General features: G+C 61.6%; 29 protein-coding genes and 1 tRNA gene. 13 read left to right on the plus strand and 17 right to left on the minus strand.

The features are described 5' to 3' along the window. The first annotated feature begins 76 nt into the window (after positions 1-76). The 6 genes from tilS (at position 77) to BP68_RS17645 (ending at position 5,178) form a co-directional block, all read left to right on the plus strand. On the plus strand, positions 77-1,084 hold the full coding sequence (gene tilS, locus BP68_RS17620; RefSeq protein WP_496374184.1) for a tRNA lysidine(34) synthetase TilS: 1,008 nt from the start codon (positions 77-79) through the stop codon (positions 1,082-1,084). Positions 1,085-1,120: 36 nt separating this feature from the next. Next, a complete protein-coding gene (locus BP68_RS17625; RefSeq protein WP_496374186.1) occupies positions 1,121-2,389 on the plus strand; it encodes an aspartate kinase in 1,269 nt (422 codons plus the stop codon). A gap of 44 nt (positions 2,390-2,433) precedes the next feature. Further along, a tRNA-Ser gene (locus BP68_RS17630) sits at positions 2,434-2,526 on the plus strand. Between the two features lie 190 nt (positions 2,527-2,716). Continuing rightward, positions 2,717-3,973 (plus strand): tyrosine-type recombinase/integrase, encoded by a 1,257-nt coding sequence (locus BP68_RS17635; protein WP_496374188.1) that lies wholly within the window; start codon positions 2,717-2,719, stop codon positions 3,971-3,973. A 9-nt stretch (positions 3,974-3,982) separates the two neighbouring features. Then, positions 3,983-4,777: a hypothetical protein gene (locus BP68_RS17640; protein ID WP_496374190.1), complete on the plus strand. Its 795-nt coding sequence runs from the start codon at positions 3,983-3,985 to the stop codon at positions 4,775-4,777. 71 nt (positions 4,778-4,848) lie between these two features. Then, positions 4,849-5,178, plus strand: coding sequence for a hypothetical protein (locus tag BP68_RS17645; protein WP_496374192.1), 330 nt, complete (start codon positions 4,849-4,851; stop codon positions 5,176-5,178). A 94-nt stretch (positions 5,179-5,272) separates the two neighbouring features. On the opposite strand, the gene BP68_RS17650 is transcribed toward BP68_RS17645, so the two are convergent. Next, on the minus strand, positions 5,273-5,857 hold the full coding sequence (locus BP68_RS17650; protein WP_496374321.1) for a KilA-N domain-containing protein: 585 nt from the start codon (positions 5,855-5,857) through the stop codon (positions 5,273-5,275). A gap of 307 nt (positions 5,858-6,164) precedes the next feature. On the opposite strand from BP68_RS17650, the gene BP68_RS17655 reads away from it, so the two are divergent. Together BP68_RS17655 and BP68_RS17660 are read left to right on the plus strand one after the other, a co-directional pair. Continuing rightward, complete coding sequence (locus tag BP68_RS17655) at positions 6,165-6,464, plus strand: type II toxin-antitoxin system RelE/ParE family toxin (protein ID WP_496374194.1); 300 nt, start codon at positions 6,165-6,167, stop codon at positions 6,462-6,464. Positions 6,465-6,466: 2 nt separating this feature from the next. Further along, positions 6,467-6,775 carry an addiction module antidote protein gene (locus BP68_RS17660; protein ID WP_496374196.1) on the plus strand — a complete coding sequence of 103 codons (309 nt, stop codon included), beginning with the start codon at positions 6,467-6,469 and terminating at the stop codon, positions 6,773-6,775. A 5-nt stretch (positions 6,776-6,780) separates the two neighbouring features. On the opposite strand, the gene BP68_RS17665 is transcribed toward BP68_RS17660, so the two are convergent. The 13 genes from BP68_RS17665 to BP68_RS17725 form a co-directional block, all read right to left on the minus strand. Beyond that, complete coding sequence (locus BP68_RS17665; protein WP_496374198.1) at positions 6,781-6,999, minus strand: helix-turn-helix transcriptional regulator; 219 nt, start codon at positions 6,997-6,999, stop codon at positions 6,781-6,783. Positions 7,000-7,002: 3 nt separating this feature from the next. Next, positions 7,003-7,212 carry a hypothetical protein gene (locus tag BP68_RS17670; protein WP_496374200.1) on the minus strand — a complete coding sequence of 70 codons (210 nt, stop codon included), beginning with the start codon at positions 7,210-7,212 and terminating at the stop codon, positions 7,003-7,005. A gap of 23 nt (positions 7,213-7,235) precedes the next feature. Beyond that, positions 7,236-7,454, minus strand: a complete 219-nt coding sequence (locus BP68_RS17675; RefSeq protein WP_496374202.1) for a hypothetical protein — start codon at positions 7,452-7,454, stop codon at positions 7,236-7,238. 5 nt (positions 7,455-7,459) lie between these two features. Continuing rightward, entirely contained in the window at positions 7,460-7,732 is a 273-nt protein-coding gene (locus BP68_RS17680) for a hypothetical protein (protein ID WP_496374204.1), read from the minus strand. Next, positions 7,732-9,714, minus strand: coding sequence for a replication endonuclease (locus BP68_RS17685; protein ID WP_496374206.1), 1,983 nt, complete (start codon positions 9,712-9,714; stop codon positions 7,732-7,734). The genes BP68_RS17680 and BP68_RS17685 overlap by 1 nt, the downstream gene beginning before the upstream one ends. A gap of 4 nt (positions 9,715-9,718) precedes the next feature. Beyond that, complete coding sequence (locus tag BP68_RS17690; RefSeq protein ID WP_496374208.1) at positions 9,719-10,138, minus strand: hypothetical protein; 420 nt, start codon at positions 10,136-10,138, stop codon at positions 9,719-9,721. Positions 10,139-10,140: 2 nt separating this feature from the next. Next, positions 10,141-10,302, minus strand: a complete 162-nt coding sequence (locus BP68_RS17695) for a hypothetical protein (protein WP_496374210.1) — start codon at positions 10,300-10,302, stop codon at positions 10,141-10,143. Then, a complete protein-coding gene (locus BP68_RS17700) occupies positions 10,299-10,724 on the minus strand; it encodes a hypothetical protein (protein WP_496374212.1) in 426 nt (141 codons plus the stop codon). The genes BP68_RS17695 and BP68_RS17700 overlap by 4 nt, the downstream gene beginning before the upstream one ends. Before the next feature lie 116 nt (positions 10,725-10,840). Continuing rightward, positions 10,841-11,257 carry an Ogr/Delta-like zinc finger protein gene (locus BP68_RS17705; RefSeq protein WP_496374214.1) on the minus strand — a complete coding sequence of 139 codons (417 nt, stop codon included), beginning with the start codon at positions 11,255-11,257 and terminating at the stop codon, positions 10,841-10,843. 53 nt (positions 11,258-11,310) lie between these two features. Then, a complete protein-coding gene (locus BP68_RS17710; RefSeq protein WP_496374216.1) occupies positions 11,311-11,577 on the minus strand; it encodes a hypothetical protein in 267 nt (88 codons plus the stop codon). Between the two features lie 5 nt (positions 11,578-11,582). Beyond that, a complete protein-coding gene (locus tag BP68_RS17715; RefSeq protein WP_496374217.1) occupies positions 11,583-11,798 on the minus strand; it encodes a hypothetical protein in 216 nt (71 codons plus the stop codon). Positions 11,799-11,816: 18 nt separating this feature from the next. Next, positions 11,817-12,041 (minus strand): hypothetical protein, encoded by a 225-nt coding sequence (locus tag BP68_RS17720; protein WP_496374218.1) that lies wholly within the window; start codon positions 12,039-12,041, stop codon positions 11,817-11,819. 225 nt (positions 12,042-12,266) lie between these two features. Next, positions 12,267-12,758 carry a hypothetical protein gene (locus BP68_RS17725; protein WP_496374219.1) on the minus strand — a complete coding sequence of 164 codons (492 nt, stop codon included), beginning with the start codon at positions 12,756-12,758 and terminating at the stop codon, positions 12,267-12,269. Positions 12,759-12,777: 19 nt separating this feature from the next. Here BP68_RS17725 and BP68_RS17730 point away from each other — a divergent pair, with 19 nt between their 5' ends. The 4 genes from BP68_RS17730 (at position 12,778) to BP68_RS17745 (ending at position 17,355) form a co-directional block, all read left to right on the plus strand. Continuing rightward, entirely contained in the window at positions 12,778-13,020 is a 243-nt protein-coding gene (locus tag BP68_RS17730) for a hypothetical protein (protein ID WP_496374221.1), read from the plus strand. Between the two features lie 312 nt (positions 13,021-13,332). Further along, positions 13,333-14,004, plus strand: coding sequence for an XRE family transcriptional regulator (locus tag BP68_RS17735; protein WP_496374223.1), 672 nt, complete (start codon positions 13,333-13,335; stop codon positions 14,002-14,004). Between the two features lie 39 nt (positions 14,005-14,043). Further along, positions 14,044-15,201 (plus strand): IPTL-CTERM sorting domain-containing protein, encoded by a 1,158-nt coding sequence (locus BP68_RS17740; RefSeq protein ID WP_496374225.1) that lies wholly within the window; start codon positions 14,044-14,046, stop codon positions 15,199-15,201. A 195-nt stretch (positions 15,202-15,396) separates the two neighbouring features. Continuing rightward, complete coding sequence (locus BP68_RS17745) at positions 15,397-17,355, plus strand: BbrUII/HgiDII family restriction enzyme (RefSeq protein WP_496374227.1); 1,959 nt, start codon at positions 15,397-15,399, stop codon at positions 17,353-17,355. On the opposite strand, the gene BP68_RS17750 is transcribed toward BP68_RS17745, so the two are convergent. Next, on the minus strand, positions 17,341-18,447 hold the full coding sequence (locus tag BP68_RS17750) for a DNA cytosine methyltransferase (RefSeq protein ID WP_496374229.1): 1,107 nt from the start codon (positions 18,445-18,447) through the stop codon (positions 17,341-17,343). The genes BP68_RS17745 and BP68_RS17750 overlap by 15 nt on opposite strands. Before the next feature lie 104 nt (positions 18,448-18,551). Here BP68_RS17750 and BP68_RS17755 point away from each other — a divergent pair, with 104 nt between their 5' ends. After that, positions 18,552-18,980, plus strand: coding sequence for a very short patch repair endonuclease (locus tag BP68_RS17755; protein WP_496374231.1), 429 nt, complete (start codon positions 18,552-18,554; stop codon positions 18,978-18,980). A 143-nt stretch (positions 18,981-19,123) separates the two neighbouring features. Here BP68_RS17755 and BP68_RS17760 read toward each other — a convergent pair whose 3' ends face one another. Together BP68_RS17760 and BP68_RS17765 are read right to left on the minus strand one after the other, a co-directional pair. After that, entirely contained in the window at positions 19,124-20,122 is a 999-nt protein-coding gene (locus BP68_RS17760) for a contractile injection system protein, VgrG/Pvc8 family (RefSeq protein ID WP_496374233.1), read from the minus strand. Further along, the gene (locus tag BP68_RS17765; RefSeq protein WP_496374235.1) at positions 20,119-20,562 is read right to left on the minus strand and encodes a phage tail protein; all 444 of its coding nucleotides are present in this window, start codon (positions 20,560-20,562) and stop codon (positions 20,119-20,121) included. The genes BP68_RS17760 and BP68_RS17765 overlap by 4 nt, the downstream gene beginning before the upstream one ends. Position 20,563 lies beyond the last annotated feature (1 nt).

Genomic DNA, 20,563 nt, shown 5'->3' on the forward strand with positions numbered 1-20,563 from the left:
CTGCGGGGCCGTTGTGCTTGGTGGGGGCGACAATCGGCGCCATGGCCCACCCCTCTGACCGCCGCCGGAGAAGCGCTTGACCCAGTCCTTCGACGCCGCCATGCAGGCCTTCGCGCCGCAGCTGCCGCTGGCCGTGGCCCTGAGCGGTGGCGCGGATTCCACGGCGCTGCTGCTGGCCTGCGCCGCACGCTGGCCGGGGCAGGTGCATGCATTCCATGTGCACCATGGCCTGCAGGCCGCTGCCGACGGGTTCGAGCAGCATTGCACGGCGCTGTGCGCACGCCTGGGCGTGCCGCTGGCCATCTTGCGCGTGGATGCGCGCCACGCCCCCGGACAAAGTCCCGAGGACGCGGCACGCCAGGCGCGCTACAAGGCTTTGGAGGCTTTGGCGTTTGACAGTCAAGCGCAACGCGCTATTAAAACAATAGCATTGGCGCAGCATGCGGATGACCAGGCCGAAACCCTGCTGCTGGCACTGTCGCGCGGAGCGGGTGTGGCCGGCCTGGCCGCCATGCCCGCGCAATGGCGGCGCGGTGGCTTGCACTGGAGTCGGCCATTGCTGCGCGTGGCGGGTGCCGATGTCCGCACCTGGCTGCAGCAGCGCGGCGAGCGCTGGGTGGAAGACCCCAGCAATACCGACGAGCGCTACACGCGCAACCGCATCCGCCGGCAGCTGCTGCCCGCGCTGCAGCAGGCCTTCCCGCATTTTCGCGACACCTTCGCCCGCAGTTGCGCCCATGCGGCGCAGGCCAGCGAGCTGCTGCAGGAGCTGGCCGAGGCCGACCTGGCCGCCGTGGGCCAGCCGCCGCGCATCGTAGCGCTGCGGCTCTTGAGCCGCTCACGCCAGGCCAACGTGCTGCGCCACTGGCTGCGCGGTGCGCATGGCACCACGCCGACGGCCGCGCAGCTCGACGCGCTGCTCGACCAGATCGCCGCCTGCACTACGCGCGGGCACCGCATCCACCTCAAGGTGGGACGTGGCCATGTGATGCGTGAAGGGGATGTGCTCGGTTGCTACAATCGGCCGGTTTTGGACCTTATTTCCGCACGGGACGGCGGCGCACCAAAACCATCTTCGCAATAGCGCCGCTCATCAGCGTTCCGTCATTGCAGATATTTCATGGCACTGTTCGTTCATAAATACGGCGGCACCTCGATGGGCTCCACCGAGCGCATCCGCAACGTCGCCAAGCGCGTGGCCAAGTGGGCGCGGGCCGGTCACCAGATGGTGGTGGTGCCCAGCGCCATGAGTGGCGAAACCAACCGCCTGCTGGGCCTGGCCAAGGAACTCACGCCCTCGCGCATCACCAGCGCCTACCACCGCGAGCTCGACATGCTGGCCGCCACGGGCGAGCAGGCATCGTCGGCGCTACTGGCCATTGCCCTGCAGGCCGAAGGCATGGAGTCGGTGAGCTACGCCGGCTGGCAGGTGCCCGTGCGCACCGACAGCAGCTACACCAAGGCCCGCATCGAATCCATCGACGACAAGCGCGTGCGTGCCGATCTGGACGCGGGCAAGGTCGTCATCGTCACGGGCTTCCAGGGCATCGACGGCGGCGGCAACATCACCACGCTGGGCCGTGGCGGCTCCGACACCTCGGCCGTGGCCATCGCGGCGGCCATGAAGGCCCATGAATGCCTGATCTACACCGATGTGGATGGCGTCTACACCACCGACCCGCGTGTGGTGCCCGAGGCGCGCCGCTTGTCCACGCTGAGCTTCGAGGAAATGCTGGAGATGGCCAGCCTGGGCAGCAAGGTGCTGCAGATCCGCTCGGTGGAATTTGCCGGCAAGTACAAGGTGCCGCTGCGCGTGCTTTCGAGCTTCACGTCCTGGGACATCGACATCAACGAGGAAGCCAAGTCCGGCACCCTGATCACCTTTGAGGAAGACGAACAAATGGAACAAGCCGTCGTATCCGGCATCGCTTTCACCCGCGACGAGGCCAAAATCTCCGTGATCGGCGTGCCCGACACGCCCGGCATCGCGTACCAGATCCTGGGCGCCGTGGCCGACGCCAACATCGACGTGGACGTGATCATTCAGAACGTGGGCAAGGAAGGCAAGACAGACTTCAGCTTCACGGTGAGCCGCAACGACTACCAGCGCACCATCGACCTGCTCAAGGAAAAGGTGCTGCCCAAGCTGGGTGCCGAGGAAGTGGTGGGCGATGCCAAGATCGCCAAGGTCAGCATCGTGGGCATCGGCATGCGCAGCCACGTGGGCGTTGCGAGCAAGATGTTCCGCGCGCTCAGCGAAGAGGGCATCAACATCAAGATGATTTCCACCTCCGAGATCAAGACGTCCGTCGTGATCGACGAGAAGTACGTCGAGTTGGCTGTGCGCACCTTGCACAAGGCATTCGAGCTGGACCAGGCGGTGGCCTGAAGTTTCGCTGAGCCGCCCTCAAACTGAGGCATAATAGCGGGATTGGAAACGTGACCGAGTGGCCGAAGGTGCTCCCCTGCTAAGGGAGTATGGGGTGTAGAGCCTCATCGAGGGTTCGAATCCCTCCGTTTCCGCCAGAGCTTAAAAAACCCACTCCAAAAGAGTGGGTTTTTTTATGCCCGCTCTAGGCATTGACCCCTTATAAAACAGCGTGATACGCTCTATATCATGTTGTTTTATACAGTACATCAGCAACCGGCATTCAACCGGCAACCATGCCTAATTCAAAGTTTTTTGGCCTACACGATGGCCTACAGAAACTGAGGCATGCCAAAGCGAATCCTTGAAATGACGGCGCTGGAAGTCTCCAGGCTGCGCGTGGAAGGCTCGCACGCCGTGGGCGGGGTCAGCGGGCTATACCTGCGGATTGAAGGCGGGTCGCGCACCTGGGTGCTGCGCTACGTCCACATGCGCCAGCGCCGCCGCATGGGCCTGGGCAGCTATCCCGGCGTGACGCTGGCCGCAGCGCGCGAAGCTGCGCGCGCGGCGATTGGCCAGCGTGATGCCGGCACCGACCCCATCAAGTCCCGCCAGGACGCACGCGAAGCCGCCCGACTTGCTGATGCCCAGCGGTTGGAGTTCGACAAGGCGGCCGACGCCTTCATCAGCGAACACGAAAGCACCTGGCGCAACGCAAAGCACGCTCAGCAGTGGCGCAACACCCTCGCCACATACGCTTCTCCGCACTTCGGGCGCATGGCTGTCTCCGAGATTGAGCAGTCCCACGTCCTGCGCGCGCTTTCGCCAATCTGGAAGACCAAGACCGAAACCGCCACCCGCGTGCGTGGCCGCATCGAGCAGGTGCTGGATTGGGCCACCGCCCACGGCCACCGCACCGGCCCCAACCCGGCGCGCTGGCGCGGCCAGTTGGAGCACATCCTGGCCAACCCGGAAAAGGTCGCGCCCGTCAAACACCGCGCCGCCGTGCCTGTGGCCGATCTGCCCGCCGCCTACCAGCAGATAGCCGCCGTGGACGGCCAAAGCGCCCGCGCGCTGTGCTTCTTGATCTTGAGCGCCGTGCGCTCGGGCGAGGTGCGCGGCATGGTGTGGAGTGAGGTCGATCTAGGCGCGGCCTTGTGGATCATTCCCGCCGAACGCATGAAGGCCAACAGGGAACACCGGGTGCCGCTCTCCACCCAGGCCGTCGCGCTGCTGCGCGTTCAAGAAGCCGCGCGCGAAGAACTGGTGGAGCACGTATTCCCCAGCAACCGCAAAGGCCCGCTGTCGGACATGGCATTCACTGCCCTGATGCGCCGCCACAAGCTGGCCGCCGTGCCCCATGGCTTCCGCTCCACCTTCCGCGACTGGGCGGGCGAAATCACGCACCACCCGCGCGATGCGGTGGAGCTGTGCCTGGCCCACACCATCGACACCAAGACCGAGGCCGCCTACCGGCGCGGCGACATGCTGGAAAAGCGCGCGGCCATCATGCAGGAATGGGCGGACTTTGCTACCCAAGAGAGCGAGTCGACATCCTCCTCGGATCATCACTCACCTGTCGCCCGAACAATATCTACCACATAGGCTGCCGCCATGGACTGGTTCCCAGCACTCACGACAACTTCACTGCTCGCCGGAGCCCTCTGGCTCGCACGCAATGCGATACACACCCGCCTGATAAAAAGTGTCGAGCATGAATTCAATGCAAAGTTGGCAAATCTCCAAGCGGATCTGAATGCCAAGTCGGCAGAGATTAGCGCTCTTAGGTCTGGCGCGCTCTCAGCGATAGCGCAAAGACAAGGTGCAATCGACAAGCGCCGGCTCGAAGCGGTGGATCAGGTATGGGCATCAGCTACATCGCTTGCCTCGACAAAGACAGTCATCATGTTTCTATCCACCCTGAATATTGACGCCATTCATCAGAAGCTTGCTTCTGGTGATATGAGAGTAAAGAAATTCATCGATAGCTTTGGAAATGACGAAACGATTAAGGCTCTTGACAATGCCAGCGCTGCTAAAGCACGGCCTTTCGTTTCACCGATGGTATGGGCTGCCTACTCAGCATTAAGCGCTGTATCTGCTCACGCAATCGGCCAATGGACTGCATTAAGGTCTGGACTCGATCCTAAAAACCTTATGGATGAAGAGTCTGTTAAGAAGCTTGTAAAGGTAGCACTGCCCTCGCACAGCGATTATGTCGATAGGCACGGAGCTCCGGCGTTCTACAACCTAGTGGAAGCACTCGAAAATCAGCTCCTGAGTGAAATTCAGAACATGCTTGATGGAGCAGAGGTTGACAAAGCCGGTCTTGATCGTGCCGCGGAAGTGTTGGCATACGCTCATGAGCTCGCAAAAACAGCACTACCCGCAAACCAAGTTCCTATTTAATGCGCCAGGATGCCCAGGCGGTTTGAAGGCATTATGTGGAACTGGTTCAACTACAGCACAGAGGGGCGCACGTGAGTCCAGATGACCAATTCGACAAGGCCATGGAAAAGCTTTGCAGCAAGCGCGGTATTCAAGCCTTGCAGCAAAGCATTGAACGCGGCGACTTCGTAGGCGAGCAGGAAGCCAAGGCCCGCGCCTTTCTGTCCAAAAAGGCCGTGGAAGCAGTGACACGCTACCAGCTCAGTCCAGAATATTCGGCGCTACGGCAAGCAAATGCGGCAGAGCAAGCCAACAAACTCAGCGCAGCAGCTAACGCGAAGGCCCACCGCGCGTACGTCATGTCGGCTATCGCGGTCTTCGTGTCATTGGTGGGCCTGGTGATCCAACTGGTCAAGGGGTGAGCGAAAGCCGGCAGGCTGACCGGGAATACATCGCTCAAGAAAATAGCCAAATACGCCGCTAGCCCTTGCCAATAAAGCGCATGCAGCTATCGAATCAGAAGCGACAGCGCTGCACGCTCAGGCCTGGCACATAGCGGGCCGTGTTGTGGGGCATGGCGGCCCGGCCATCCACCCAAGGATGGTGCTTTTGCACATCGCGCGCCAGCTCATACACCGCCTCGCGGCCGGCGTAGATGGTGAAGCGCAGCACCTCTAGGTGGCGGCGCTCCGCGTCGGTCACGAACATCATGCCTGGCCCGCGAGCATGGGCCAGGGCGGGGGCCTGTGGCTTCGGCGTGGCCGCATCCAGAAACACGCGGATCACCTTGAGGTGGAAGGCCGCACTGATCCAGGCGGCGTAGGCGATCACCAGCTCGCGGCAGGCGTAGGTGCCGCCGTTGCGGCCTTTGATGGTTTTCATGGAAAGGTGCGAATCTGCACCTTTTTCAAAACTCTGCAGATTCGCAGAGTTTTCAATTTCCGCCCTCAGCTCCCTCGCCCAGTCCATGCGCAAGAAGAACGCGGGCTGGTGCCGGTCTTCGCCGCCAGCGGCACGGTGCAGATCGTTCAGGCAGAACAGGCCATCAAGTTGACGAACCGAGATATTGCCCAGCGTGAGGGCGAGAGAAGATGCAGCCATAACGGCCTCCAAGGGTGCGGTTTGCGACAACCGCCGCACCCGAGACCAATCAGGGCGGCAGCTCGGACGGGTTGGTCTACCGGGCACCCTTGCGGAACCGGCGAGCCTTGCGGCTCCCCGCCCGAGCCACCAAAAAATGGGGGCGCGAACGAACAAGCCGCAGGGCTCCTGCGGTGAGGCCTACGGCTTGCGTCGTAGGGTGCGGCGGGAGACCAATCCCGACTGCGCCTTTTTCGCGCAGCGCTTGCAGTGTATCACCGCATACCTTCGTGTTGCACAAGTGTGAACAAGTGACTACACTTTGCCCATGTACACCGTCAAGCAACTGCCCGAGTTTTCCGACTGGCTGTTCGGCCTGCGCGATGGCATGACACGCCGCCGCCTGGCCCGCCGTCTGGAAAAAGCGCAACGCGGCCTGCTGGGCGACGTCGAGCCCGTGGGGGAGGGCGTTTTCGAGATGCGCGAGTTCTTTGGCCCTGGCTGGCGCATGTACTACGTGCTGCAGGGCGACGTGCTTGTTGTGATGCTGGCCGGTGGCGACAAATCCACCCAGCAGGCCGACATAGCCCGTGCCATCGCACTGGCCAAAACTGTTGAAGGAGAGTGACCATGACCCAAAAAATCAAAGTAGCCGACCTGCCTGAATTCGACATGGCCGAACACCTGGACAGCGACGAGGCTATTGCCGAATACCTGTCCATCGTGCTGGAAGAAAACGACCCGGCAGAACTGGCGCACGCCCTGGGCACCATCGCCCGCGCCCGTGGCATGACCGAAGTGGCCCGCGCCAGCGGCTTGACGCGCGAGGCGCTGTACAAAGCGCTGCGCCCCACATCGCAGCCGCGCTTTGACACCATCATGAAGGTCATCAATTCCCTGGGCCTGAAGATCAGCGTGCAGCCCGCCGCGCACGCCTGATAGCCTCACCCGGTAGCACCGTCCGCTGCAGGGCTATCCGTCCCACCCCACGCCCTGGGGCACCCCTGCAGCCATTGCATCACCTCGGCCACCAGCCAGAACAGCTTGGCCCCCATCTTGCGCGGGTGCGGAAAGCCGCGTTGCTCAATCAACGCGCGCAACGTGTTCTCCACGATGCCCAGTTCTTCCAGCAGTTGCTCTTTGTTCAGAACCAGCTGCCCCATACCTTAGCCCTCCACCCTTTCTACCCGCAGCACCTGCTTGCCGCTGGTCAGGTGCGCCAGTGCCTCTGCCTGGGTGGCGCTGACGGCTTTCAGCCGCATGGTCGGCAGCAGCTTGGCGTCGGCCAGGTCTTCCACATCCGACAGATTGACGTTCTGCGGCACAAGGTGCGCGCGGTAGCTGCGCAGCGGCAGCACTTGGTGAACGGCGTTCATGGGTTCTCTCTCCTGAAGTTGGCTCAGGCCACCAGCTGCAGCTGGGCCTGTTGCGGGTTGATGGCGGGTGCCACCGGCTGGCGGCGCTTGCGGCGGGGGCGGGCGGCGTCTGCCAGGCGCTGGCGCTCGGCGGCGAACACCGCGGCCAGGTGGTCCTGGGTGGTTCCGGCGGCTGGCACGTAGCCGCCATGCAGCGGTCGCTGGTAGCAGTGCACGCGTGGGTCGGTGCGTTTGGCATTCATGGCCTTCACTCCTGTGGTGGGTTGGTGGTGGGGAAGTCGGCGCGCAGCACGCGCACGCTGGAAATTGCGGTGAGCAGGTCCGCCAGCAGCTCGGCCGGCGTCGCCATCACCTCGCGCTTCATCTGGTCGCGCGCGGCCTGGCTGTCCTGCATGTCGTCGCAGCGGCGGCGGGCCGCCAGCAGCACCTGGGCGCGCAGCGGCGTCACTTTCTGGCCCGTTTCGGCCATGGCGTTGCGCGCCTCGGTGGCCGTGGTGTGCTGTGGTGCCTGTTTTTTCATCACTGGCAGGCCTCCGCATCGCGCAAGGCCCTGAAATGGGCCACCACCTGGGGGGTGCACCAGTCCTCGATTTCGTGGTCGCCGCGGCCAAAAACGATGCGCGAGACCGCGCCCGTGAGGCGGGCCGTACAGTTATTGAAACCAGTCCAAGCGCGCGGCAAAGCCGCGCGGGCCTGCGCCCCCTGCGTGGCGCTGCTGTGGCCCTGAGCTTGTCCCGCTTCATCCTGGGCGCCCTGCGCATGCGCGGCGTGCGCGTCCTCGCCGATTACCGGCGCCCACGCAATGCGGCGGCTCACCAGCCAGCGGCCACACATGCGCCCGCGCTGTGCGCGCAGGCCCACGATGCGGCCCACCTTCACTTCCTCGCCGTACTTGTTCACCTGCCCGTCCTCGGGCGTTCGGTGCGCCGTGCGCAGGTGCCAGCGGTGGCGCGGCAGCGCATGACCGCCCATGGCCTCCATGAACAGGCACCAGTCCGCGCGCAGGTCGCCATGGCGGTGGCAGGCCTGGTAGGCGCGCACCGTGGCCTGGTCCCCCTCGCGGTCGAATAGCTCCAGCTGGTCTTTGGTCACCCGGCGCAGCTCGCGCCACACCGTCACGCTGGGCATGCCGATGGTCTGAAACTGCCGAATGCCCCAGGTGGCCGCCCAGGCGTCCACCCGGCGGTAGCCCTGGCCATCCATCTGGCCGGGCTCCTGCAGGTTGCGCGCGTCCGTGGGGCCAAAGTCCATCACGATCTGCTGGCCCTGCACCACGTCCATGTGCTCGGCCAGGGCCAGGTGGCCCACGCTCTTGGCGATGTACTTCGCCACGTAGCCCGCGGCGCCACCCTTCACCATGCGCTTGACGTTCACGCGGTTTTCGACCGCGCCGCGCTCTTGGCCGTCATCGCTCAGCCAGTAGCGGCGCACCTGCTTTTCAATCTCCTGCGCTCCGGCTTCATCCTCGGCCCATATCAGGGCGTGCCAGTGGGGGGTGGCGTCGTGGTGCGGCTCGGCCACGCGCAGGCCGTACATCTTCACGCCCTTGCGCGCCAGCGCGGCACGCGTCTTGGCCCACATATCGCGCAGCCACAGCTGTCCGTCGCGCGGCGTGGCGCCGCTGTACTTCTTGTTTTGCACCGGCCGGCCGCCGCTGCCCAGCTTCACGGGGTGGAAGCGGCTTGGCAGCGTCAGCGTGACGAACAGGCCCACATGGGCGCGGGCATCCGCGTATTCCTCTGCGCCGCGTATGCGCGTCATCAGCTCGCCGCCGCGAATGATCGGGTTGGCCGTCCCCAGCGCGGCCAGCTCCTGCAGCGTGAACACCTGGCCCGCTTCATTGCGGTACAGCGTGCGGCCCAGCGCCTCGGCGTTCCGTTTCAGCTGCGCCTGGCGGCGCTGCAGCCCGTCCTGGCTCACGTACCCGCCGCGGCCCTTGTGCACCTGGCCCAGGCCCACCGCGCCGGCCTCCACCACGCGTGTCACATGCACGCGCAGGCGGCGACGCCACCATGCCGGGTCTTGCGCGCGCTTGATGGCCGGCTCGCCCGTGATGGGCTTGTCCTCGTCTATGCCTACGCAACGCACAAGCAGACGTATGGAATCCACGCGGTCCGCCAGCGTGGCGTTCTGGCCCTGGGCCAGCGCATCCAGTTCATCCGCCTCGGCCGCCAGCTTCTTGGCCATGGCGCAGATTTCGTAGTCATCGAGGTTCCACAGGCTCGCCGCGCCAAATCGGTCTTCAAAGTCGGCCACCGCCTGCAGCAAGTCCCACGCCTGCGCCCACTCGGGCGGCGTGTTCAGAAAGTCCCGCGCTGTCTGTACGGCCGCCAGAACGGGCGGCACGGTGTTGTCAAAGCGCCCCTTGATGGCCGCCTGCCAACTGGCCGGCGCACAGCGAATCACCCGCTCCAAGTGCCCGCGCGCCATGTACAGCGTGGGCTTGTTCTTCTCCCACTCGGCCAGGCTGGCGTTTGGCAGTTTGCGCGGGATCGTCGGCATGGCTTTACACCCGTGCCGCTAGGGCCGTCACGCGGCCCAGGCTGCGCTTTCCCACACGAATGGCGTGCTTGATGGCCACGCGCTCCGGCTCGGGGAACTCCTGCCAGTTGCGGCTGGCCAGGGTGGCCATGTTGTCCACCTCCAGGCCCACGCCGGCCACCAGCAACAACGCCATGCGCCAGTTGCTGGGCAGCTCGCGCCACTCGCGCGCGGCGGCATCCACAAAGCGCCCCGCGCTTTTGATCTGCACGAACTCATCGCGCAGCGCCATCAGCTTTTCCAGCTGCTCTGGCGACGGCGGCACCAACGCGGGTTGCACGGCCATGGCCTTGCGTGGCGCGCACTGCGCCAGCAGATCCAGCTCTGGCGCCACGCCTACCGGGCGCTCGCCATCGCTGCACAGCTCGGGCTCACGGTACGCCATGGTCAGCCCTTCGCCACCCGGTGCACGCCAAAGCTGCACGCCTGGCAGCCCATGCGCTCGGCCACGTCGAAAGCGCAATCCCAGGCCGCAGCCATGGTACGGGCCAGCAGCGGCTGCATGCGCAGGCCGTCCGCGGTGCGGTAGGTCATCACGAAGGTGCTCACGCCGGCACCTCCAGCAGGTGCTTGCTGCGGCCGTCAATGCTCAGCGAGACGCGCAGGCGGCCCTTCATCAGTTCAAGCCGCACATCCTTGTGGCTGTGGTCGTATTCCTTGCGCTCTGCCACACGCATGCCGCAAGCCAGCAGCACGTTCGCCAGCTTGGCATTGAGCGAGTGGTCGAGGATCCCCGAGCCCAGGTAGATCGTTTTGCCGCCCCAGTCGTTCACTTGATCCAGATTCAGCACAATGCCGGCGGCAGCGATGGCCGGCATGAACGCATCCAGCAGCACGAGCCGGGCGCCCATGCGCTTGATGGCGGCCAGCCTGTCCGCGTGGCGCCCCTGTTCGTATGCCAGCAGTTGAGCGCCCAGTGGCTTGGGCGCTTCGGGCGCGTTATCTCGGCGGGTGGCGGTACGTCGCGACATTGGCAAACCTCCGGTTTCTTCGGGCAAAACAAGTCCCTGCCAGGCGTTGCCGCCTTGCAAAAATCAGGTGTGTGGTGATGGGTGCCGCTGCTAATCAGCGGCTGGTGGTGCGCCGGCTATGAGGTGTCGGCGCCTCCTGCGAACAGATCGCCCGTGATGGGCTCCACGGGCGTGATGGGTTCGTGGTCGGCCTCTTGCGCGTTGTCCAGCAGCACGCGCAGCATCCCGCGGCGTACATGCTTTGACAGCGGGATATTCACCGTAGGGTCAGGGATGGCCGATGGCGTGAGGCTGCGCACCGTCTCCGCCATCACCACGAAGCAATGGCCGCATTCCACATTGGTGCACTGGTAGATCACCTCGCGCATGGTCTTGCTTACTGCACGCCCGTGGCGGATGACGCTCTTGGCGCCGCAGTGGGCGCACTCCATGCGGGTGCCTTCGTAGCGCAGCTCGCGGCCCTGGTGGCGCCGCTGCTGGCGCGCAGGCTGCGCCGCCAGCAACGCTCGGCGCTCCGCTTCGGTGTGCATCATCGTGGCGTCTCCCTTGGGCATCGTGTTGCGGCTTTTGAGCGGCTATTTGCTGCTCAGTGCTTCCCGCCTTGTTCCGCCAGGAACGACTCCAGCCCGCGCAGATACATGCGGCGGCAGAACCAGGCCATGGCGCGGTCATCCTGCGCGGCCAATTGCTGGGCCTGTGTGTACTCGTCCGGCATCAGGCGCATGCCGGTGTTGCGCATCTTCGGCGCCGCGTCCTTCTCTGCTGCCGATGCGGGCTCATCGAGCCGCCCCGCGGCGCGGTTGGCGGCCACCAGCGCCTTGAAGCTGGTTTTGGGTTGCTTGCCGGTGGTCATCATGTTCATCCTTCGCGCCCCGTGTCGGGCCTGGTGTTGTCAATGGCCAGCTTGGGGCCTGGCCGAATCCCCGTCATCGCAAAGACGGACTGGTCAATCTGGCTGCTAATTAGCAGCTCCAGCACCGCCGTGGTGGTGGGCAGGCGGTACGCCCGCCGCAGCCGCTCCAGCTTGTGCTGTAGCTCGGCGGACACCTCCACCGTGGTTTCTTGGGTCTGCATTGATCATGGCTTTCCGCATCAGCAGTGGAGTGCGGGGCCGCCGGCGGCGGTGGCGTGCTGCTGGCCACCCAGGCCGATCTTCTGCAGCTCCTTTTCAGCGGCCAGCAGCGCCATGTTCTGGATCAGCGTGGCCTTTTGCAGGCCCAGGCGCTTTGCCAGCAACTCAATCAGCTGGTTGTCCTCTGTCTTGAAACGCACCGTGTGGCGGTGGGTCTTTTTTTGCTCTTTGTCCTCATAGGCCATGGCGTACCTCCTGCTGATTTCCGCTGGCGTAACATGCTGCTATCCGCTGTAACGCCTTATTCCCAATGCTCTTCACCAATCAAACGCACATCTTTAAACCCGGCTCGCGGGATGACGTTGCCTGCACCTTCCCTGTTCCCACAGACCCCGTTTTGAACGTTGGCGACATCCTCTACCTTGGGTCCACCAAGTTGCGCGTACGGGTGACCGGCGTTGAATATGTTCTCAACCTTGAGAAGTCTTCGGACCTTCTCCAATCACCGCGTGCCTCACTCGCAGGTCGCAGCGTGTACACGGCCGAAGCGCCTCTGGGATAAGCGCCAGGGCGGGCGCGTAGTCCACCGTGTTCACAAACGCGCCCACCTCCACCCCTGCTGCGTGCAGCGCCCCGTACTGCAGGATGCCGACCCCCGTCACGTCAATGCGTACCTGGGCCGCGGGCTCGATGGCGCGCAGGCAGGCAATGAGCACCTGCGCGTCATGCACCCAACGCTCAACCGGCAGGGCGTTGTCGTCCTGCGCGGGTGTGATGTGCACGGATACCTTCCCAAACGCACCCGACACGGTGGCGTCGCCCACCAGAGCGGAGAGGGCGCTTTTCAGCTGTGCCTTGAGTGCCGCTGCGTGGTCGGCCGCGCATGGCGCGGCCCCTTCTTTAATGCTGTGTAGCATGGCGTTATGCGGTGAGTTGGTATGCGCCGAATGGTTGGAATTCATGTCTGTAAATGGATGAGAGATGGAAGAACCGAAAACCGACATCGTTGAAACTTCTGAGCCACCTTCACTGCATCCAATGCTGAAGGACAGCTCTTGCCATCTGCAATTCACCGTGTATCGATACGGCCAGGAGCAGGCGTTTGAATTGCCGCTGGTGGTGCTGCCATATCCCGATGCCCAAGCGCTGTACATGCAGCTGAACAGCTACCTTGAGGCTCAGATGACGTACAACGCCGAGTTCCGTAAGCCGCCAGGCGCCTGATCTCATCAGGCGACACATGCTGCACGGCCATCAGGACTTTGCGAGGCGGGGCGCCATCAACACCTTGCTGCCACACATGGGCACAAATGACGAGCACGGAAGGCAGGCCGTCTTCGGTCACATCCAAGGATGTGCCCAAGCTAATTTGCAAGCTCAGCCGTTTTTCGCAGCCGTCAAAGCTGCTGCAGGCCTGCAAGCGCTGCCCTGCAGGGGCTTCCTGATTTGCTGCATGTAACATCGCGCTACGCGGTGAGTTGGTATGCGCCGCATTGTTCTATCCATTTGGATAGATGTCAACGCATTTCTATCTTTATGAGTGGTTTTTCTGATCGCCTTCGGGAAGAGCGCAAGCGCCTCAGCCTCACGCAGGCCGACATGGCTGCGGCTGGCGGCGTGAAGCCGAACGCCCAGGTGCACTACGAGAGTGGGGATCGTGCGCCGTCTGCCGACTATCTTCAGCGTCTGGTAGGCGCAGGCATTGACGTACCCTTCTTGTTCACCGGCCGGCGCAGCGTGGGTGATCTATCCGGCCCAGCACCGGCACCCGCTGACGGTGCGGACTCCATCCGTATTCCGCTGTTTAGCGCCACCGGCAGCATGGGCCCGGGCAACGAACTCAGCACCGAAGACGTGATCCTGGGTGATGTGCCCGTGTCCCGCACCTGGCTGCAGACGAACCTGCCGCGCAGCCGGCCCGAAGCCCTGCAACTGGTGCACGCCTACGGCGACAGCATGGCGGGCACCCTCAATTCCGGCGATTTCGCCTTGGTGGACACGGACCAGCGCGTGGCGGATGTGGATGGCGTCTATGTCCTGCAAGCCAATGGCCAGCTGTTCATCAAGCGCGTGACCCGCAAGATGGACGGCAGCCACGAAGTGAGCAGCGACAACCCCAAGGTGCGCACGGTGGAGGTGCTCAACGGCACGCAGCAGGTGAGCATCTGCGGGCGGGTGGTGTATGGGTGGAATGGGCGGCGGTTTTAGCCATCCCTTCGCGAACCAATATTCACAAGAGAGGGAACCATGAAACTGCGATTGTTTGGCGCGCTGTTGCTTGCACTGGTGTCTGCGCCTGCTTTGGCACAGATGGTTTCGCAAACAGTGGATGACGGCGGTTTTTTTATTACTGCCCATAAAGGCCAAACCTTCACGGCCCCAGCTTCGGCCATTATTTCCGGGATCAGTGTGCGGCCATACAGCGACGGTTTTTCCGGCACCCTGTATATCTACAACGGCAACAACGGAAGTGGAATCCCGGGTTCTGTTGGCACACCCGCATACACACAAACGGGTGTGACCGTAACAGCCTCCACATCAGGCGGCCCGATGCGGGACATTGTGCTGACCACCCCTTTCCCAGTGACTGCCGGTAGCGTCTATTCATTTGTTCTCTCAGGCCCCGGTGGGCTGGCCATCTCCACCAATGATGAATATGCAGACGGAGAGTTTTTCGATAACTTCGCCGATTTCGGGTTTCCCACCTATGACTTGGCTTTTCAGGTCTGGGCTGGAACACCCCAAACCATTACGTACACCTCCACTGCCCCTGCTGCCGCCAAGGTAGGTGACTCATACACTGTCGCAGCCACAGGGGGTGCCTCTGGTAACCCCGTGGTGTTCACCATTGACCCTTCGGCCAGCGCCGTTTGCACCATTGCGGGCGCAACAGTCAGTCTCACTGGCGTTGGCACCTGCGTCATCAACGCCAATCAGGCTGGCAACGTATCCAGTTTCGCTGCCCCTCAGGTGCAGCAGAGCTTTGCGGTAGCTGCGCGCCCGTTGCCTGTTGCCACGGCCGACAGCTACACCACGGCATTCAATACGCCCCTCACCGTGGCTGCCCCCGGCGTGCTGGGCAACGACAGTTCACCCCTGGCGCTACCCCTTACTGCGGCGCTGGTCACGGGCCCATTGCATGGCACCTTGGTTTTCAATGCCGACGGCAGCTTCACTTACTCCCCCGTTGCCGGCTATAGCGGCGCGGACTCGTTCACCTACACCGCGTCTGACGGCTTCGGCACCCCGCCCGTCACAGTCTCCCTCACCGTATCCCCAGCAGCCGCCCCAGCTGCGCCTGCCAGCATTCCCACCTTGTCGCAATGGGGCCTGCTGGCGCTGTCATCGCTGATGGGGTTGTTTGCGCTGGGGCGGGTGCGTAGGCATACGGCTGTCGGCAAGTGAGCAGCGACAACCCCAAGGTGCGCACGGTGGAGGTGCTCAACGGCACGCAGCAGGTGAGCATCTGCGGGCGGGTGGTGTATGGGTGGAACGGGCGACGCTTTTAGGTAACTGCGCTGCTGCTGGTGCGGCTGGGGTTCTAACTATATGGAGGGGATAGTAATGCACGCAAGCTCTTTCACCGTAAGTCCATACAAGATGAAGATTGATCTTCGTGTTCTGGACCATTTAGGAATAAAGCTTTATAGCAATGTTTCTGCCGTGCTTTCGGAGGCGGTTGCAAATGCTTGGGATGCGGATTCAAAGAATGTCAGCATTCACATATCTAAAGATCGCATTTCAATTGAAGATGATGGTTGCGGAATGAATCTAAATGCAATCAATGACCGCTTCTTGTATGTGGGGTATGACAAGAGGCAAAACGAAGGAGGCACCTCTCCCGGTAATCGACGCTTCATGGGGCGAAAGGGGATCGGGAAGCTATCTTTGTTCTCCATCGCTGAAAGAATAGAAATTCACACCAGCAAAGATGGAGAAACCCATGCGTTCGTAATGACGGTCCATGGTATACAGGCGGCCATAAAGAAAAATGTGGTTTATCAGCCAGAGCCCATAACCTTCAGTGGCCCGCCGAAAGGAACTCGCATAGAGTTAACCGAGCTGAAAAAAAGAGGTGCAACTCAGACGATTAACGCACTGCGGAAGCGGGTGGCTAGAAGATTTTCAATAATCGGATACAAAGGTGTCGCAGGTGATACCTTCGATGTCAAAGTCAACGGAACTCCGATCACTGTGGTAGAGCGGGAGGATCTTCAAAACATCGAATTTCTGTGGCAGTTTGGAACAACATCTCTCGACACCACGACTCTACTAAAAATTAAGAAAAAATTCTCCTTGAATGGAGGGGTAAGTCCTGAACATTCGGATTGGGTAGTAAATGGATGGCTTGGCGCATCCGCCAAGCCAAACGATTTGAGAACGGATGACTCCGGATCAATGAACGGAATCGTCGTTGTGGCAAATGGGCGTCTTATTCAAGAAAACATCCTTGATAAGTTGAATTTCCATAAGCTGATGGGTAACTATGTCACCGGGCAGGTTGAGGCAGATTTTTTAGACCTTGATGATCAGCCGGATATAGCCACGAGTGACAGGCAACGTCTGATTGAAGACGATCCCCGTTATGTGGCGCTTGTCGCTTTTCTTCGAAGAACCTTGGTGGCCATTTCGGAAGAATGGGCGACGCTGCGAAATGAATCTCGCGGAAAGGAGGTTCAGCAAGAGATTCCTCCCTTAAAGGATTGGGTGGAGAGGCTGCCCGAGGGACAGCAAAAAGCCGCTCGATCAATGCTTGGGCTAATTAAAGGCGTTGAACTCGAAACGGAAGATGATCGACGAAGCCTGTATAAGGCAGGAGTTCTAGCGTTTGAACGATTGAGGCTCAAGGAGGCGAGCCATCAACTGGGTACTTTGACCAATCTTACCGCGGCTAATCTGATGCCGCTATTGATTGATTTTGGCAGTTTGGAGGGATCCCTTTACAGGGATATTGTTGCTGGGCGTTTGGAGATAATTAAAAACTTCATCAAATTGGTTGATGATGATCAGAGGGAAAACTTACTTAGAGACTTTCTTTTTGAAAACATGTGGATGCTTGATCCAGGCTGGGAGAGAGCGACCGGTAGCGAGCGTATGGAGCAGGCGCTCAAAACGCAGTATAAGGAATTTGCTGCTGGCCTAACGGATGATCAGACGAAAGGCCGTGTTGATATCAGGTATCGGACCAATGCTGAGCAGCATATATTGGTTGAGCTCAAGCGTGCCGGAAGGCGACTGACTGTCGGTGAGCTTTTGGATCAAGGGATGAAATACAAAAACGCACTAGAAATGTGCTTGAGGAAGGAGAGGGGAGATAATTATTCTCCAAATATCGCTGTCGTTTTTGTGCTTGGAAAACCTGTCGATGACAATTCTCATCCACAACAAGTTAATCAAGCGCTGCAAGTTATTAACGGTCGGGTGGTGTATTACGAGCAGCTCATAAATTCGGCCAGAAACGCCTATGCGACATTCCTGGACGAGTCTGCCAAAGTTAGCGATGTGGAGAAATTAATTGACTTGATTTCACCTGACAAATCCGATTCATTGACGTCCTAGTGATTTCACATGTTGTAGAAACGTCTTTCCAATTGCTTCTCCCAATTTCGGAGGGACGGCATTCCCAATCATCTTTCCGAGCTTGTCCATGTAGATCTCGGACTGATTGCCTACAAAATCGTATGACTTCGGAAACGATTGCAGCAATGCAGCCTCCCTTGGGGTCAGGGCGCGATCTTGCGTAGGGTGGCCGAAGCGCCCGGCACCAAAGTTATAGAACTGCGTAGTCATGGTCGGCGAAGCTTGATCCGCACGCATGCGCGCGTAGACGGCGGAGAAGGTCGCCCCCGATGCCTTGTTGTGGCACGGCGAGCGAAGTTCTTCCGGCCAATCGCGCCAAGTCCCCCCCGGTGTCGATGCGCGTATACGGCGCAGATTGATCTCCGACAAATTACGCGCGAAATGGATCTTGTCGTGGGGGTCAGCCTCACCCGCTTTAAGCGGAGTAAGCCCGGCCAACGCGTGGTGAACGTCGTTGGGTTCGTCACCCAACTCCAATGGCTCCAGCTGTTTGGGAATTGCTCCTATCCGCGAGGCCAACAACACCAGGCGACGGCGAGTTTGCGGTACCCCTAGCTTTTCGCAGGAAACGCTCTTGTACCAAACGTCATAGCCCAGCTCTTTGAGCGATTCAACAAAGTTCTTGAAGGGCGCATGCGATTGAACCTTCGGCACGTTCTCCATCGTGACGAGGTGGGGATCGCACTCCTTGATCAGCCGCGTGAACTCATTCAGCAGGTAGTAACGAGGATCTGCTAGGCCCGGCACCGAAGGCCCCTTTCCGGCTGCTTCGGCCTCGGCTTTTCCTTTAACGCGGAACGTATTCGCCGCTGGGGAGAACGGTTGGCAAGGCGCGCACCCTGCAAGCAACTTGATGCTCCCCTTCCCCTTGCTCCAAAGCTTGTTCAGATTGGCGCTGGTTACGGTTCCGACGTCCTGCGCGAAGAACTTCGCCCCTTCGTTGTTAGCCTCGTATGCGTGCCGGCACGACTCTTCGACGTCAAACCCAGCCTTGACTTCGATTCCCGCATCCAGAAGTCCCCGGGTGAGTCCCCCCGCCCCGCAAAAAAGGTCGATTGCTTCGATTTTCATGGCGTCGAAGTTTAAAGAATTACGAAGCGCTCGTCGATGCCGAAACCCATCTTTCTCAGCCCCTGTGTCACTCAGAGATGCGGCCCTCGCTATGCTGAGATGCCATGGACACCGTCAGCCCGGAAGTACGCCACAGAATCATGTCGAGCGTGCGTAGCAAGAACACCAAGCCGGAAGTGGCCGTGCGCTCCCTGGTTCATTCGCTCGGATTGCGCTTCAGGCTTCATGATCGAAAGCTGCCAGGCCGCCCTGACTTGGTTCTTTCCAAGCACCGCACGGTGATATTGGTTCATGGCTGTTTTTGGCATCGGCACGACTGCAGCAAGGCAACGACCCCAAAGACTCGTGTCGACTTCTGGCTGGGCAAGTTCAACGCCAACATATCTCGCGACGCGCGACAACGCGAACTTCTGGAGGCGGCAGGCTGGCGTGTGCTCACCATTTGGGAATGTGAACTGCAGGATGCTTCGGCACTTCGTGACAAGTTGTTCGCCTGGTTCGGACTGGCAGATCACCCCATTGGTTCGAACTGAGAGCGCCTCTCGCCACTACAGCAGCAATTCCAACTCTAGCCGAGTACCTGAGCCAGCCACCTATCGTCCAGGCCGAGCCCCCTGGCTGGCCTAGCCAGCCAGAGCTTTCTACCTCGATCCATGGGGGCGAAAGTGTCCAGAACCTAAGTTTCCTTACCTGTCTCCAGCTCCAGTCGTGATGTGAACCCACCCTCCGCAAGCGTGTGCGCAATCTTGACCACCAGCCACGGCGTGGCGTCTATCTGCGGCTTGAATCCCTTGAGCCGCAGGGGCGTCTGCGGCATCAGCTCGGGCTGGCCCAGGGCCAACGTCAGCTCCATGGTGGCTTTGCCGCGCTTGATGCGGCCCATTTCCGCGCGCGCGGCGGCCAGGGCGTCGGCTTCGCTGCCGTAGGTGTCCTTCAGGCGCTTTTCGTTGTCCTCAGTGCCCACCAGCACGCTGCGCTTCTCGGCGCGTGCGGCATCGTGCCAGGAGGCGCGCACGCCGCTGTAGGCGTTGCGCTCGGCTGTGTGGTAGCGGTGCTGGTCGCCGTCTGCGCGGGTCAGTGTCCAACCCTCCAGCTCCACGCCGGCCGCATTCCTGCTGCCGTTGATGGGGATGAAGGCCAGGCGCCCCTTCTTCACGGTGCACACGGCGTCGTACTGCTTGGCCAGGCGCGTGGCGAAGTGCAGGTCGCTCTCGTGCGTCTGGTCGATGTGTGCCACACGCACGCCGGCCAGCGTGGTGTCCACTTTGGCCTGCAGCCCGTTTCGCGCGGCGATGGCCCGCACGATCTCGCCCAGGGTGGTGTCGTGGTAGCTGTGCTCGGTGCGCGTGCGTAGCTGGCGCTTCATTTCGGCTGATCTGGCGCGGATGCTGATGCGGTCGGGCGCTCCGCTGTACTCGATTTCGTCCACCTCGAAGGTGCCCTTGTCCACCAGCCGGCCGCCGGCCCAGCCCAGACGCAGGGTGATTTCTTCGCCCTTGCTCGGAATGGCCATGCGGCCGTCGCTGTCGTCCAGCTCAATGTCGAGTTGGTCGGCCTCATCGCCGCGCGACTCTGCCAGGGTGAGCTGGATCAGCCGCGCGTTCACCGTTCGCGTGATGTTGCGCCCGGCCACCGTCAGCTCAAACGCGGGCGTGGCATAGGCGTATTCCGTCACAGCCACCACTCCCAGTAGTCGTCATCGGGCCACGGGTCTACGCCACCCGCACCCTCGGCCTGGTGGTCATCCACATGGGCAAGCTGCAGCTCAAACTCGATGCGTCGGGGCCTGCCATGCGCTATGAAATGGGTTCCCGTTTCCGACAGGTTCTCGATGACCCATGCGCCGAACACGTCGCCCGCGCCGGACACCAGCGCCCAGGCCTTGCCACTGTCGGCCATGTCGCGCAGCGTGCGCAGCGAAAGCGCCGTGCCCTTGAACTCTGGCGCCAGCACGCCCGACAGGGTGATGGTGTCGTCGCCAGGCCCCACCGACTGCCGCGCCGGCCGCGCGCCCACGCGCGAATTGCTGGGGTGGCGCCACGCGCTTTGCCGGCGCAGCGTGTCGAACGCCAGGGTGTCGAGGCCAAACACGAATTGGCCCAGGCTCATGAGCATG

The sequence above is a fragment of the Diaphorobacter oryzae DSM 22780 genome, from assembly GCF_059568935.1.

Excerpts from the sequence above, each read along its gene's own strand:
- BP68_RS17750 (WP_496374229.1), bottom strand. The coding sequence starts at position 18,447 with ATGAAAATCGAAGCAATCGACCTTTTTTGCGGGGCGGGGGGACTCACC.
- BP68_RS17690 (WP_496374208.1), bottom strand. The coding sequence starts at position 10,138 with ATGGCGTACCGTGAGCCCGAGCTGTGCAGCGATGGCGAGCGCCCGGTA.
- BP68_RS17625 (WP_496374186.1), top strand. The coding sequence starts at position 1,121 with ATGGCACTGTTCGTTCATAAATACGGCGGCACCTCGATGGGCTCCACC.
- BP68_RS17755 (WP_496374231.1), top strand. The coding sequence starts at position 18,552 with ATGGACACCGTCAGCCCGGAAGTACGCCACAGAATCATGTCGAGCGTG.
- BP68_RS17765 (WP_496374235.1), bottom strand. The coding sequence starts at position 20,562 with ATGCTCATGAGCCTGGGCCAATTCGTGTTTGGCCTCGACACCCTGGCG.
- BP68_RS17685 (WP_496374206.1), bottom strand. The coding sequence starts at position 9,714 with ATGCCGACGATCCCGCGCAAACTGCCAAACGCCAGCCTGGCCGAGTGG.
- BP68_RS17740 (WP_496374225.1), top strand. The coding sequence starts at position 14,044 with ATGAAACTGCGATTGTTTGGCGCGCTGTTGCTTGCACTGGTGTCTGCG.
- BP68_RS17650 (WP_496374321.1), bottom strand. The coding sequence starts at position 5,857 with ATGGCTGCATCTTCTCTCGCCCTCACGCTGGGCAATATCTCGGTTCGT.
- BP68_RS17725 (WP_496374219.1), bottom strand. The coding sequence starts at position 12,758 with ATGAATTCCAACCATTCGGCGCATACCAACTCACCGCATAACGCCATG.
- BP68_RS17715 (WP_496374217.1), bottom strand. The coding sequence starts at position 11,798 with ATGCAGACCCAAGAAACCACGGTGGAGGTGTCCGCCGAGCTACAGCAC.
- BP68_RS17675 (WP_496374202.1), bottom strand. The coding sequence starts at position 7,454 with ATGAATGCCAAACGCACCGACCCACGCGTGCACTGCTACCAGCGACCG.
- BP68_RS17720 (WP_496374218.1), bottom strand. The coding sequence starts at position 12,041 with ATGGCCTATGAGGACAAAGAGCAAAAAAAGACCCACCGCCACACGGTG.
- BP68_RS17680 (WP_496374204.1), bottom strand. The coding sequence starts at position 7,732 with ATGAAAAAACAGGCACCACAGCACACCACGGCCACCGAGGCGCGCAAC.
- BP68_RS17735 (WP_496374223.1), top strand. The coding sequence starts at position 13,333 with ATGAGTGGTTTTTCTGATCGCCTTCGGGAAGAGCGCAAGCGCCTCAGC.
- BP68_RS17655 (WP_496374194.1), top strand. The coding sequence starts at position 6,165 with ATGTACACCGTCAAGCAACTGCCCGAGTTTTCCGACTGGCTGTTCGGC.
- BP68_RS17705 (WP_496374214.1), bottom strand. The coding sequence starts at position 11,257 with ATGATGCACACCGAAGCGGAGCGCCGAGCGTTGCTGGCGGCGCAGCCT.
- BP68_RS17730 (WP_496374221.1), top strand. The coding sequence starts at position 12,778 with ATGGAAGAACCGAAAACCGACATCGTTGAAACTTCTGAGCCACCTTCA.
- BP68_RS17660 (WP_496374196.1), top strand. The coding sequence starts at position 6,467 with ATGACCCAAAAAATCAAAGTAGCCGACCTGCCTGAATTCGACATGGCC.
- BP68_RS17745 (WP_496374227.1), top strand. The coding sequence starts at position 15,397 with ATGAAGATTGATCTTCGTGTTCTGGACCATTTAGGAATAAAGCTTTAT.
- BP68_RS17635 (WP_496374188.1), top strand. The coding sequence starts at position 2,717 with ATGCCAAAGCGAATCCTTGAAATGACGGCGCTGGAAGTCTCCAGGCTG.
- BP68_RS17640 (WP_496374190.1), top strand. The coding sequence starts at position 3,983 with ATGGACTGGTTCCCAGCACTCACGACAACTTCACTGCTCGCCGGAGCC.
- BP68_RS17710 (WP_496374216.1), bottom strand. The coding sequence starts at position 11,577 with ATGACCACCGGCAAGCAACCCAAAACCAGCTTCAAGGCGCTGGTGGCC.
- BP68_RS17665 (WP_496374198.1), bottom strand. The coding sequence starts at position 6,999 with ATGGGGCAGCTGGTTCTGAACAAAGAGCAACTGCTGGAAGAACTGGGC.
- BP68_RS17670 (WP_496374200.1), bottom strand. The coding sequence starts at position 7,212 with ATGAACGCCGTTCACCAAGTGCTGCCGCTGCGCAGCTACCGCGCGCAC.
- BP68_RS17700 (WP_496374212.1), bottom strand. The coding sequence starts at position 10,724 with ATGTCGCGACGTACCGCCACCCGCCGAGATAACGCGCCCGAAGCGCCC.